Genomic DNA, 13446 nt, shown 5'->3' with positions numbered 1-13446 from the left:
TACAATCGTTTCCATGAAAACTGACAACGCCCAGACACCCACCGCCAACGATAGTCAGGCTCTGCGTAGCACTCTGTTCAAGCTGTGCGCCACAGCCACTATTATCTGCACCGTCATCACTGTCGTAGTAGCCATTATCTGGTGGGACCTTCTCAACCGTCTTATCAGCTTCGGGCGTGGCCTGGATTACTCTGGCCTGCAGGCCTTGAGCATTCAAAACCTGGCGCTGATCAAACAATACAACCCGTTTTTCTGGTGGACGGTAGTGGGCGTCATAACGCTCATTATTGCCTATCTTTTGTATGGCTTTATACAAAGGGTCATGCAACGCAACCAGCAACGCATTATCGACGAGTCCACCGTGGCTCAGTTGGCCCGATCGCTCAGCCGTCCGGCCCGTGAAGTCATTTTGTGGTGCTGGCCCGATCAGCGCAGCCCTTTGACTGTGGGTGATTTACAACGCGCCTATAGCGAGTTGCGCGCTGGCCGCTTTGGCAAGATCGAACTGGCCGAGCAACAAAGCCGCCTGTTACAGGCCGACTATGAGCGCCAAGAACCACAAACCTGACACTTGCCTTCCTGTTTCTTTTGTGTTTGACTAACGGTCATGACTCACGCACGCCAACTCTCCTACGCTTGCCAAGGTTTCAGCCCCGCCGCTGAAGCAACCTTGTCGCGTTCCGTGCGTGAAGGCCGTTCCTCGGCCCCTGCCTCCATCCTATCCCAGCTGCTACTACTAGCGTCCGGTTGCCGGGCCTAGTGTCCTGTGGCAGTTCGGCAGCCAATACTCAGCCACATCTACGTCATTTGTGCCGCCACCGGCCTACGTAAATGCTGCAATCGCTGGTGACGGCAAGAAGTAATCAACACTTTTTGTCCGACAGGTATCCCCATGGCAATGCTGAAAAACCCCTCTCAAAAGTATCGTCCTTTTGTCGCCTTTGATCGCGACTTCGCCGAGCGCACCTGGCCGTCCAAGCGCATTACCAAAGCGCCCATCTGGATGAGCACTGACTTGCGTGACGGCAATCAGTCCCTGATCGAGCCCATGAACGTGGCTCGCAAACTGCGCTTTTTCGAGCAACTCGTCAAAATCGGTTTCAAGGAAATCGAGGTCGGTTTCCCTTCCGCATCGCAGACCGACTTCGATTTCGTTCGCAAGCTGATCGACGAAAACCGTATCCCTGAAGACGTCACCATCATCGTCTTGACGCAATCGCGTGAAGACCTGATCAAGCGCACAGTCGAAGCCGCTGCGGGCGCCAAACGCGCCATCATTCACTTGTACAACGCATGTGCGCCGGCCTTTCGCAAGGTCGTCTTTAACTTGAGCAAGGACGAGATCAAGGAAATTGCCTTGACCGGTACACGTCTGGTCAAAAGCGAAGTGGCCAAGTACCCGCAAACCCAATGGGGCTACGAGTACTCGCCCGAAGTGTTCAGCACCACCGAGCCTGAATTCGCTCTGGACGTGTGTAATGCGGTGGTGAAAGCCTGGGACCCAGCCACCGACGAGCGCGTCATTTTGAACTTGCCCGCCACCATTGAGGCCACCACGCCCAATATGTACGCCGACCAGATCGAGTGGATGCACAACAATCTGGAGCAACGCAGCAACGTGACCCTGAGCGTACACCCGCACAACGACCGTGGTACGGCGGTGGCTGCTGCTGAACTGGCCGTGATGGCGGGCGCAGACCGTATCGAAGGTTGCTTGTTCGGTAGCGGCGAGCGCACCGGCAACGTCTGCCTGGTGACCTTGGCCCTGAACCTGTACACCCAGGGTGTGAACCCTGAGCTGGACTTCTCGGACATCGACGAAGTGCGCCGCACCGCCGAGTACTGCAACCAGTTGCCCGTGCACCCACGCCATCCTTACGCGGGCGACTTGGTGTTTACCGCCTTCTCCGGCTCCCACCAGGACGCCATCAAGAAAGGCTTGGCACAGCAAAAATCCGACGAACTGTGGGAAGTGCCTTACTTGCCAATCGACCCGGCCGACCTGGGCCGCAGCTACGATGCGGTTATTCGCGTCAACAGCCAGTCAGGCAAGGGCGGTGTGTCCTACCTGCTGGAACAAGAGCACGGTCTGGTCTTGCCACGCCGCATGCAAATCGAATTCAGCCGTGCCATTCAGCGCGTGACCGATTCTTCCGGCAAGGAAGTAACACCTGCAGATGTGTACGGCATTTTCGAGTCCGAATACCTGAACTGCAAAAAGCACTACAAGCTGCTCAAGCACAACATCATCAGCCAGCCGCACGCCGACAGCGGCCAGCAATTCACGATTGAAGTGGATGTGGAACACGACGGTCAGGTTCGCACCTTGAAGGGGTCGGGCGAAGGCGCGATCTCTGCCTTTGTGAATGCTTTGGATATGTCCATCAAGATCATGGACTACAACGAACACGCCATTGGTTCCGGTGCGGAAACCCGCGCTGCCGCTTACGTGGAAATGCGTATCGGTGACAGTCCATCGGGCTTTGGTGTGGGCGTTCACGCCGACATCGTGACATCCTCCTTCCTGGCGATCTTGAGCGCGGTTAACCGCCACACCATCGCCCAGCAAGAAGCTGAAGCGACCACCGCCTAACGATCTTTATGTCGCGACTGGGGTGGTGATCCCACTCCAGCGCCCGCCCGGCCCATCCCGGCCGCGCCTGACCCGCTTTCGCAGCCCGACTTATCGTCGCTCTGCCTGCAACCCGCCCACAAGGCGGGTTTTTCGTGGGCGCAGCATGACTGCTCATCTCAACACGCGGCAAACCCAGCAACGAAATGCAACCCGCATCAACAATGGCGCAAACATCCACCTTGGCTTGGTTTGGTTTGGTTTGGTTTGGTTTGGTTTGGTTTGGTTTGGTTTGGTTTGGCAACAGAGCGTAGGGGAAATATCTTCAGCCTTTGTTATTCCGCGTCAACGCAACCAGCCATGCCCTCAATAGCTTGATTGCCTTTAACCGCAGTCAACCTGCAAACGGCTGAAGTCTTTGGCCCGCAATTTATCGTCCTCGATAAAAGCCATGAGACGGGCACCATCCTGCCAGCACCAATGCAGTTTTTCGTGCGACTGTACGGTCAGCAAAGAGCGCCAGCGCGATTGACTTGGATGCTCCACCTGATTGGGCGTAGGGTCATAAGCCAGGCTGTCCCAGGAAGGACGGCCCAACAGATAGTCGCCAGGCAAATCACCGTTTTCTTCCAGCTTATCGAACCAGTCGTAGAGTTCCTCGAAAGGCACTGGCCAATCCTGACGCAGTTCTTCATGACGCGGAATGTCGATGCAGTTTTCAAACTGCAGCGCCCAGCTACGGGTACTCCAACAGTGGGGCGCCTGGATCTCCTGAAAACCGCTGGTGTCTGGCCAGTAGTAAGCCTTGAGATAGTCCTCATCACGCCAGAAAATGGCATCGTCTTCATCGAAACCGTAGAACAGTGACAGCAGGCCGCTGCTGGGCAAATCAGCCGGGCGATCCGGCCCCTTGGGCAATTCCGCGAAGTTGATCTGGCCAACAAACAGATAATGGCCGTCAGGATGCTCGGGCCAGGTAAAACCGGGAGGCACCATAGGTTGACCACCAAAACGACTTTGCAAGGGCTGGCCCTTGTCCTTACCCAAATGGATAGCCACCGCTGGCTGCGCCAAATCCAGGAAATACTGTTTATGCGCTTGCAGCAGCGGCGAGGCATCAAGGTGTTTTTCTAGCGTTTTGAGATCCATATTGCTTCGGGTGACAGGGTTGCTGACTATGCCGGCTAAGGCCAAGTCTGAATCTGCTGGATTGTAATAAGCCCTTGGGGACTGAGCCTATGCATTGTGTAACTGGAACTCAGGCAGGAACAAGGCGAGGCCGACAGCCGTTCAAATGATTAAGGTATACCTGCCCCGTGTAGTGGCGCTGGCAGCGGCAATAACGGCGGTGATGACGGTGACGGTGGCTATGGCTGTGGCTGTGGCTGTGGCTGTGGCTGTGGCTGTGACGGCAGCATCAACTGCAAACCAACCGCCTTACAAGCCCAAAAGCATTCAAAAAAACATAAAAAAAACCGGCCCTACAGAGCCGGTTTTCCATTGCCTTGGCCTGATCAATACGTGACCGCCAAACCCGGCAAATCCACGGTGACCTGCATGGAACCCACCGCTTGCAAGCAATGGCGTGCAAATTCCTGGGCGCGTTCATCGTCCTGCGACAGCATCGTATAACCCATGGCATCAGCCACGCCCATGATTTTGTCCAACAACAGGACTTTGCCGCTGGCTCGCAGGGGTTCACAGCCCAGCTCTTGCCAGGTGCGATCGAACCAGTCGCGCGATTGCTTGCCGCTTTCCGGATCAATGGTTTGTATAGGAGTGACCAGCTCTATGTGCTGGCGAGGACTAAAGATCACAAGCACCATAGCGCTCATAGACGATCTCCGAAAAAAAATAGATCAACTCTGGAGCTTAAGCAAAGAAGGCCTACCAAATTGTCGGCAGGCCGACATTCCAGGGACTACCAGGAACTATCTGCCGGTTCCCACATGACCGGCACGCCGGTGTTATTTGCCTGGCGCAACATATCCAGCAAAGGATAGGCGCGTTGGCTGAAGCTGACGACCTGGGACATCGGGTGTTCCTTTTCCTCGTCTTCGTCCTCGTGGGGCGAATGCTTGTTTTCCCGGTCTTGCCCAATCGCTCGTTCAATATTGCCAATGGCTTCGGACAATTGCTCTGCCGTGAACACACCACGCTCGGGCAAACCATCGGGGTAGGAGCGCCCTGCGGCCCGGAGAATAGGCATGGCATGTTCGGAGAACATCAGCACATCGGCGGCGGCTTTGCTTTTAAAGACGACTAGCATACGGTTTCTCCTTATGGATCTTTGTGTTTCCGATTCGACTTTCAGGATACACACCCCTGCAAGATAGCAGGATTTTCCCCGTCTTGGAGAGTCCTTCATGCCTGCCGCATTCCTGTCTTGGCTAATCTTGCTCTTGATCACCTGCCCATCCCTGGCCTGGTCACAAAGCTCGCTTGAATGTCCCTTGCCCCCGTCATCCACCCGCTGCGCGCCAGCAGCCGCCTTAGGGGAACAGGGCGAACCCGCAGCCGATATGGGTTTGCTCAATCCAGTGGACTTGCTGAGCGGGCAGAAATACCAAAGCGATACCGACTTACCGCTAAGCCAAGCCTGGCCTTTGCTGCAATTGCAGCGTCACTGGAATGGGTGGGGGCGCAATCCTACGCCGACGCTGGGACACACAGGTTGGGCCTTGAGTTACGACCTGCAATTGCGGCAGCAAGGACATGCCCTGTTCATGCCGGATGGACGACAGACCCGCTTGTACCCACCGGCACACGTGCAACGTAAGGGCTGGTTCTGGCAAGGCCCGAATGGCTTGATTCTGAGGTTTGACGAGCAGGGCTGGCTAATCCATGTGCGTGTTTCGACACAGCAGTGGCTGGATATAGAACGCTTTCCCGGCACGCATCCGCAGGCGTATGCGGTTAAGACTGTGCGTAATCATTTGGGCCAAACGCTGGTGTTTGAATGGCAAAGCCAAGTGCAGGAGCAGGCGTCGCCACAGGGGCAAGGGCAAAACCAAGCTCAGGTTCAGACTCCAAGACAAGCTCAATCCCACACCAAAACCAGGCCCCTAGCCAATGTCACAACGGCGGTAAGAGCAGCGGAAACGGCAGCAACTGCGACAGTGGCGATGGCGATGGTCACAACCACGCCAACAGCCACAGCCACAGCCACAGCCACAGCCACAGCCACAGCCATCAGTATTAAAACCCCAGCCGGGCCGTTTCGCCTGCTTCTGGAACAGCACGACCAACAAGTCTGGCTGGCCGGCGTCAGCCGACCCGATGGCATGCAGCGCCTCTACCATCCAGCCCCCGCGCCTTGGTCGAATCGTTTAGGCGGCAGCAGCCTGCAAGCGCCTGGACAAGCTGCCCAGTCAGTACAGCAATGGGAATACGACACCCAAGGCCGAGTCAGCCGTCTGATCTCTCATGCCTTCAATCAGGACTGGACGGCACACTATGGGCCGAACCTGAGTGAATGGTCCATCGGCACAGAACGACATCGCTTCCATTACCGCGACTATCAAGGCCAGCAGCGGCTACAAAAACTGGAAAGCCGCTTGTGCGAGGACTGCCCGGCCTATAGCACGCGATGGCAGTACGATCCGCAAGGACGCTGGTTGCAGGCTGGGCCGTGGACAGCGCAGCGCCGTACAAATGGAACGGTGTCACGGCTGGAGCAAAAGCAGGGTGGCTGGGGGTCGCTAAGCCTAGGGCTTGATGAAAAAGGGCGCTTGCAACGGTGGGCGTCCAGCCAGCATGGAAGCGAAGCCCGCTACTGGAGCCCGGATGGCAAGCTGACGCGCATTGACTACGCAGAAGAAGGCTCGCTTCAGATTCACTACGATCAGCAGGGGCGCTTGAGCCGTCTTGAACACCAACAAGGCCATGAAGTTGAACGCAGTGAACTGGACTGGTTGGGGCCTGGCGCGCTACGTATTCGTCACCCCACGGAAACACAATGGCTGAAGTTACGATCGGGTTTATTACAAGAACGTCGCCTGGAGCGTAGCCATAGCCCTGGAAAAAACTGGACCGATCGCTTTGAGTATGACGAGCAGCGTAGGCTGACGCTGCACTCACTGCCGGAAGGCGGACAACTACGCTACCGCTGGGATGCTCATGGACGTCTACAGTCTCTGGAATGGGTCCAGCAAACCGGGCAAATCCAGACTGTCATCCACGCACAAGAGGTGGGCTACGCCTGGGGCAATGGCCTTCAACTGATCAGCCATGCGAACAGCACTGGTCAAGCTGTGGATGCAATGCTTTTGCAGCCGGATGGCAAACCTGTCTGGACACAAACCCGCCGCCTGGATGCACAAGGAAATGTACTGGAGGACCGCCACGACTACCCGCTGCTACAGCAAATACGCCATTGGTTTTTGCACTACGACACCCAGAACCGGATGATTGCCTTGCGTCAGGGCAAGACAGAATCAGAACAATGGCTGGCCTGGAGCCACAGCGGCGCACTTGCTGCGCGCTACCCGAAGCCAGCCGCTTCCATTCAGCGTTCCTCCACCGGCACGGCGAAAGCCGTCGGAGCCTTGAATCTGGACTACGGCCCCAACCGTCGCTTACGGCGCGTGCACACGGCCAACTCCACCCTGGTCGAGTACCGGCACGATGCCTTTGGCCAGCGCATCTGGCGCAAGCAAGGCAATCAGGAGCGCGCTTTCTTCTTTCACGGCCAGCAATTAATGGCTGAACTGGATTTAGCCGCTGCGCCCGGCCAGCTCATTTCCCGGCGCTATCTGTATGCCGGGCTGACGCCCGTAGGGATGATTGTTTATCAACCAGATGGGCAAGAGCAGTTGTACTACCTGCATAGTGATTTGATGGGCGCCGTCCGACTGATTAGCGATCACCAAGCCCGGCCAATCTGGGCCACAGATCTGAACCCGTTGGGAAAGGCCGAGCCTTTACTCGAAACGCTGGAATTCAACTTACGCCTGCCGGGGCAGTATGCAGAGTCCGCTACCGGCTGGCACGACAATCTGCTGCGTACCTATCTCCCCGATCGCGGTCACTATCTGGAAGCGGACCCGTTGGGCCCGTGGCCGCACACCCAGGCAGTGGGCTATGCCCAGCAACAGCCCTTGCGCCATATTGATCCCACCGGCCTGCTGCTGTTCGCGTTTGATGGCACACGGCAAGCCCCCATCACCAACAGCAATGTCTGGAAACTGTCGCAGTTGTATCAGGATGGGGCGGTGCATTACAGCGAGGGTCCCGGCAATCCTGTGAGCACGGATCTGGATGCGCTGACGGCGTGGCGAGCAGGTCGCATTCTGGAGGCGCAATGGAACCGCTTTCTGAACCGCATGCAGGAGCAGGGGCCCGCAGCTCGCGCCGTACCGGTGGACTTGCTGGGTTTTTCACGGGGAGCAGCGCTGGCCAGGGACTTTTCCAATCGCATTATGGACTACACCCAACAAGGCTGGTTTGTGCTGAATGATCCACAGCGTGGGGCCATCCGGGCCTGCATCACCCCCCGCTTTCTAGGGCTTTTCGATACGGTGGCGCAATTTGGGCTGGGCGGCTGGAGCAACTCTCAATACCGATTGGGCGTCTCGCAAGCCTGGAATTGGGTGGCCCACGCCGTAGCAATGCACGAACACCGCGTGCTCTTTCCCTTAAGCGGCTTGGCCCAGGCCATGAACACAGTGGAAATGCCTTTTATCGGCGCTCATAGCCAGATAGGTGGTGGTGTACTGCCCGATGACAACAGCATCAGCGACCTGGACAAAGTGGCCCTGGCCTGGATGCACTGGCAAGCCACCGCCGCCGGCTTGACGCTGGCCGAACTGCCTCAAACCGATCTGCAGATCAGGCATCCCATCTTGCAGGACATGCGTACACCCGGACTGCGTCTGAGCACACAGGGAGTACGCCGCGTTGACTACCACGGCCAGGGTCAGGATCTGCTGTATCAGGACTCGCACCCAGCCTTGGGCCGACAGGTGCGCAACACCCTGGAAAACCTGATCACACGCTTTAATGACTGGCGCCTGCGCGGTGACAATCAAGTAGGCTGGGTAGACATGGATGCTTACGATGCGTGGCTACATAACCACCTGGGATGGGAACGCTAGGGTGCTTGAAAAGAATTTGGCGTCAAATCACGCTATCATGTGGGGCTATCCGGCGGGCCAATGTCGCGCCTTCCATCTGAGGCGAGATCAACTCGCCCCAGTTGTCTTTCTACCAATCCAGACCTTTCCTATGCTTGCTGAGCAACAATCTCAATTAATCGCCTGCCTACAGGCTGCCGTCCGTGCCATCTTGCCCCAGGCTGAACCCAACATCACGCTGGAGCGCCCCAAAGTGGCTGCGCACGGTGATGCCGCCTGCAATATTGCCATGCAATTGGCTAAACCCGCCGGTCGTAACCCGCGCGAGTTGGCTCAGCAAATCGTCGATACCCTGTTGGCCGATCCGAACGCCGCTGCTTTGCTGGCAGGCGCGGAAATTGCCGGCCCGGGCTTTATCAACTTTCGTCTGTCCACGGCCACCCATCAGGCCGTCCTGAAGACTATTGCCGAGCAAGGCGATAACTTTGGCCACGTTGCTCCTACCCAGGAAAAACTGATGGTGGAGTTCGTGTCGGCCAACCCGACCGGCCCCTTGCACGTGGGTCACGCCCGCCAAGCGGCGCTGGGCGACTCCCTGTGCCGCGTATTCAGCTCGCAAGGCTACGACGTTACCCGCGAGTTCTACTACAACGACGCCGGTAACCAGATCGACAACCTGACCACCAGCGTGCATGCCCGTGCTCGTGGCATCGAGCCCGACAGCGAGCAATTCCCCGCTGACGGCTACAAGGGCGACTACATTCTGGATATCGCCCGCGACTATCAGGCTGGTGCAACCGTTCAGGCTGCCGATGGCGCCTCTGTCACCGCCAGTGGTGATCTGGACAATCTGGAAGACATCCGCCGCTTCGCCGTGGCCTACCTGCGCCGCGAACAGGATCTGGACTTGCAGGCTTTCGGCCTGAAGTTCGACAACTTCTACCTGGAAAGCTCGCTGTACACCTCCGGCAAGGTTGAAAAAACCGTGCAGGCCCTGATCGACGCCGGTCACACCTACGAGCTGGACGGCGCGCTGTGGCTGCGCACCACGGAACTGGGCACAGGCGACGACAAAGACCGCGTGATGCGCAAATCCGAAGGCGGCTACACCTACTTCGTGCCGGACGTGGCCTATCACGTGGCCAAGTGGGAGCGCGGCTTCCACCACGCCATCAATATTCAGGGCTCCGACCACCACGGCACCATTGCCCGTGTACGCGCTGGTCTGCAAGGTCTGGGCCTGGGTATCCCCAAGGAATTTCCGGCCTACATCCTGCACAAGATGGTCAAAGTCATGCGCAATGGCCAGGAGGTGAAAATCTCCAAACGCGCAGGCAGCTACGTCACCTTGCGTGACCTGATCGAATGGGTAGGCCAGGACGCCGTGCGCTTTTTCCTGATCCAGCGCCGTGCCGACTCCGAATTCGTATTCGATATCGATCTGGCCCTGTCCAAGAGCGAAGAAAACCCGGTTTACTACATCCAGTACGCACATGCCCGTATCAACTCCGTGTTGAACCAGTCGGCAGAACTGTTGGATCAAGTGCCTCAGGCCGACATCACGCCTTTGACCGCCCCCACCGAGATCGCTCTGATGCAACGCCTGTCCGAATACCCCAATGTGCTGGCCCAATCCGCTCGCGAACTGGCCCCTCACCACATTGCTTTCTGGCTACGCGACTGCGCTGCAGACTTCCACTCCTGGTACAACGCCGAGCGCGTGTCGGTCGACGACACGGCCTTGCGTCTGGCCCGTCTGCGCCTGGCCCAGGCCTGCGCCCAGGTCATTCGTAATGGTCTGAACCTGCTGGGTGTGTCCGCACCCGAACGTATGTAAACCCATAGGCAGATATGGCAAGAGCACGTAAAAAATCCAGTAGTTCCGGCGGTACCTATACCGGCATTCTGATTGGCCTGATTCTGGGTCTGGGCGCGGCGGTGGCCGTTGCCCTGTTTGTCACCAAAGTACCCATGCCCTTTGTGGACAAGGCCAGCCGGGACAAACCAACCGTTGCCTTGCCTGAAGGGCGAGACTTGCTGGACCCGAACCGGGGTCTGTATGGCAGCTCCAGCGGGCAGACGCCTGCGCCGGGCGACACCATCCCCGGATTGACCTTGCCACCGGCCAATTTGCCCAGCATCTCTTCCAAGCCTGCCGCTCCGGATGCCTTGGGTGATTTGATTGCCACCCTGCCTGCCATGGGTACGGAACCAGCCCGTCAGCCAGAGACTCGCACTACCGCTCCTGCCGTAACACCACCAGCCACAACACCTGCTGCACCAAGCACTCCGGCACCGGCCGCCAGCAAACCGGCTACACCGACACCTGCTGCGCCCCCGGCGCCCGCCAAGCCAGCCACCACATCCACCCCCTACTACCTGCAAGCAGGTGCATTTCGCAACAATGCGGATGCCGAAGCCATGAAAGCCCGCTTGTTGATGTTGGGTTTTAATGCCTCGGTACAAAGTGCCCAGGTCAATGGCGGCACGGTGAACCGGGTACGCCTGGGTCCCTTCAAGGGCATAGACGAAATGAACCGGGCTCGCAGCCGTCTGGCCGAGGAAAAAATTGATAGCTCGGTGGTACGGCCCTGAACAAGTTGCACCCTGGGTAGGCCCAAGGTGAACTTTTCCGCCATTGCACAGGTCATAGACCTCATCTTCCCCCTTAAGGAAATTGATTCATGAAGCTGAACGCATTGTTTGTACGATCCCTGGTCGGTGCCAGTCTGTTGGCTGGGGCGACTTTGTTGCCCGCCACCAGCGCGCTGGCTCAACAAGCCAACCAGGGCTACGTCACCCTGCCTGCGGCTCAGCCCTCGGACAGCGTCGGTAAAACCGAAGTGCTGGAGTTTTTCTCCTACAGCTGCCCACACTGCGCCATCCTGGAACCCAAGGTCGAAACCTGGGCCAAGACCCTGCCAGACAATGTCGTGCTGCGCCGTGTGCCTGTCGCCTTCAATGCCGGCATGACCGATCTGCAAAAGCTGTACTACACCCTGGAAGCCATGGACCGTCTGGACCTGCACCCCAAGGTGTTTGAAGCCATTCATCAAAAGCGTGAGCGCATTTTTGATGCCAAGACCATCACGGCCTGGGCTGCCAAACAAGGCGTAGACAAGGCTCGTTTCGAGCAGACCTTCAACTCCTTTGGCGTACAGACCAAGGCCAATAAAGCCAACGAACTGTCCAACACCTACCAGATCCAGGGCACACCTAGTCTGGCTGTGGGCGGCAAGTTCGTGACTTCGCCGGCACTGGCCAATGGCTACGACGAAAGCATCAGCAAGGCTCAAGAGCTGCTGAAAATGGTCACCAATCGCTAATTGGCGCTCTGGCTGAGCCATACGGCCAAGGGCCCTCAAGACTGGATTCGTTCCGGTTTTGAGGGCCCTTGGTGTTTCTATATCTGTGATCTATTAGCTGCCGATAGCTCGTCAGTCATTCGATAACAGCGGCTTACAAGAAGGTACGGGATTCCAACGTCATTGCAAGTCTGAGCCAGTTATTAAAGCCAGGGTGCGTCCCTGGCTAGAGCAGTCAGTTAAAGGCCTAAGCCTGCGCCGCCTTTTCAAAAGCCTGTGCCAAGTCTGCACATAAATCCTTGGTCGATTCCAGGCCGATATGCAGGCGCACCAGGCTGTCCTGGCTTTCTTGCCAATAGCTGTGGCCGCTTAAAAATGCGGTATCCACCAGTTGCACCAGGCTTTCAAAGCCACCCCAGGAAAAGCCGATACCAAACAGCGTCAGGGCATCCACAAACACACGAGCCTGCGCATTGTTCAGTCGCAGTTGCACCGACAACATGCCATTAGAGCCGGTGCAGTCGCGTTGCCACAAAGCATGGCCCGGATCTTGAGGCCAAGCCGGGTGATAAATACGGCTAACTTCAGGGCGGCTATCCAGAAACTGACACACGGCCAGCGCATTGGCGGCGCTTTCACGCATACGGATGGGCAGGGTACGTGCACCACGCAAGGCCAACCAGGCATCGTCCGCACTGATGGAAAAGCCCAGCGCATAATGGTTATCGTGCAGGCGTTTGTTAATGGCAGGGTCGGTGGACATGACTGCCCCCAACATCAAGTCAGAGTGGCCTGCCACATACTTGGTCCCAGCTACGATGGACACATCAAAGCCCAACTCCAAGGGACGGTAGATATAGCCCGAGCCCCAGGTGTTGTCGGTAACCAGCAGCAAATTGTGCTGGCGGCCAAACTCCGCCAGGGCGGGCATATCCAGCATCTGCATCAGCAAGGAACCCGGTGACTCCACGTACACCATGCGAGTGTTGTCCTGCAAATGACGGGCCATCTCCTCGGGGGTCGGGGCGCAGAAGGTAGCCTGTATGCCCATGCGACGCAGCACGGTCTTTTCCAGATAGCGCACCGGGCCGTAAGCACTGTCGGCAATCAGCACGTGATCGCCCGAATCCAGCAAGGCCAACAAACCCAAGGTAATGGCCGCCATACCCGACGGCGCCAGCAAGGCCTGGGTGGCAGACTCCAACTGACAGAACACCTGCTCCAGCGCGGCATGGGTATCCATACCCGAGCGCCCGTAAGTGACCGAACGTTTTTCAGGATCTGCCTTGTCAGCCTGAGCCCGATCCAGAGCATCCAGATTACGAAAGCGCACCGTACTGGTGCGCATGATGGGCACGGCCACTGGCGCGGCATCCGTATGCGGATCGAACGGGGCCAGACCCGTGTGTTGCAGGGCAGTATCCAGGGCGAGATCAGAGCTCATAGTGTCGGCAGGCGGTAGCAAGAAAAGCTCTACGCTACCACAGGCCAGCAG

At 57.6% G+C, this 13446-nt stretch carries 12 protein-coding genes; 8 read left to right on the top strand and 4 right to left on the bottom strand.

Features of this window, described 5'->3' with window-relative positions; all coding sequences use genetic code 11:
- Window positions 1-13 precede the first annotated feature (13 nt).
- The 4 genes from AB7E06_RS03635 (at window position 14) to AB7E06_RS03620 (ending at window position 2945) form a co-directional block, all read left to right on the top strand.
- Window positions 14-568, top strand: coding sequence for a hypothetical protein (locus AB7E06_RS03635; protein WP_094195249.1), 555 nt, complete (start codon window positions 14-16; stop codon window positions 566-568).
- A 39-nt stretch (window positions 569-607) separates the two neighbouring features.
- A complete protein-coding gene (locus tag AB7E06_RS03630; RefSeq protein ID WP_159063885.1) occupies window positions 608-760 on the top strand; it encodes a hypothetical protein in 153 nt (50 codons plus the stop codon).
- Between the two features lie 138 nt (window positions 761-898).
- On the top strand, window positions 899-2593 hold the full coding sequence (gene leuA, locus AB7E06_RS03625; RefSeq protein WP_203226763.1) for a 2-isopropylmalate synthase: 1695 nt from the start codon (window positions 899-901) through the stop codon (window positions 2591-2593).
- A 145-nt stretch (window positions 2594-2738) separates the two neighbouring features.
- On the top strand, window positions 2739-2945 hold the full coding sequence (locus AB7E06_RS03620; RefSeq protein WP_427955160.1) for a hypothetical protein: 207 nt from the start codon (window positions 2739-2741) through the stop codon (window positions 2943-2945).
- Between the two features lie 11 nt (window positions 2946-2956).
- On the opposite strand, the gene AB7E06_RS03615 is transcribed toward AB7E06_RS03620, so the two are convergent.
- The 3 genes from AB7E06_RS03615 to AB7E06_RS03605 all read right to left on the bottom strand — a co-directional run bounded on the left by AB7E06_RS03615 (window position 2957) and on the right by AB7E06_RS03605 (window position 4841).
- Window positions 2957-3721, bottom strand: coding sequence for a YwqG family protein (locus AB7E06_RS03615; RefSeq protein WP_427955157.1), 765 nt, complete (start codon window positions 3719-3721; stop codon window positions 2957-2959).
- Window positions 3722-4086: 365 nt separating this feature from the next.
- Entirely contained in the window at window positions 4087-4407 is a 321-nt protein-coding gene (locus AB7E06_RS03610; protein WP_094195247.1) for a hypothetical protein, read from the bottom strand.
- Between the two features lie 86 nt (window positions 4408-4493).
- Window positions 4494-4841 (bottom strand): DUF1840 domain-containing protein, encoded by a 348-nt coding sequence (locus AB7E06_RS03605; RefSeq protein ID WP_094195246.1) that lies wholly within the window; start codon window positions 4839-4841, stop codon window positions 4494-4496.
- 97 nt (window positions 4842-4938) lie between these two features.
- Between AB7E06_RS03605 and AB7E06_RS03600 the strand changes: the two genes are divergently transcribed.
- The 4 genes from AB7E06_RS03600 (at window position 4939) to AB7E06_RS03585 (ending at window position 11972) form a co-directional block, all read left to right on the top strand.
- The gene (locus AB7E06_RS03600) at window positions 4939-8667 is read left to right on the top strand and encodes a phospholipase effector Tle1 domain-containing protein (protein WP_427955153.1); all 3729 of its coding nucleotides are present in this window, start codon (window positions 4939-4941) and stop codon (window positions 8665-8667) included.
- Window positions 8668-8797: 130 nt separating this feature from the next.
- Window positions 8798-10483, top strand: a complete 1686-nt coding sequence (gene argS, locus AB7E06_RS03595; protein ID WP_094195244.1) for an arginine--tRNA ligase — start codon at window positions 8798-8800, stop codon at window positions 10481-10483.
- Between the two features lie 14 nt (window positions 10484-10497).
- A complete protein-coding gene (locus AB7E06_RS03590; RefSeq protein ID WP_427955148.1) occupies window positions 10498-11241 on the top strand; it encodes an SPOR domain-containing protein in 744 nt (247 codons plus the stop codon).
- A gap of 89 nt (window positions 11242-11330) precedes the next feature.
- Window positions 11331-11972, top strand: coding sequence for a thiol:disulfide interchange protein DsbA/DsbL (locus AB7E06_RS03585; protein ID WP_094195242.1), 642 nt, complete (start codon window positions 11331-11333; stop codon window positions 11970-11972).
- A 226-nt stretch (window positions 11973-12198) separates the two neighbouring features.
- Here the strand turns inward: AB7E06_RS03585 and metC are convergent, their stop codons facing one another.
- Window positions 12199-13395: a cystathionine beta-lyase gene (gene metC, locus AB7E06_RS03580; RefSeq protein ID WP_108727069.1), complete on the bottom strand. Its 1197-nt coding sequence runs from the start codon at window positions 13393-13395 to the stop codon at window positions 12199-12201.
- Window positions 13396-13446: the final 51 nt, after the last annotated feature.

This window comes from Alcaligenes sp., from assembly GCF_050255915.1.
GTDB classification, from domain to species: Bacteria; Pseudomonadota; Gammaproteobacteria; order Burkholderiales; family Burkholderiaceae_B; genus Alcaligenes; species Alcaligenes aquatilis.
This window is presented reverse-complemented; position numbering and strand designations above follow the sequence as displayed.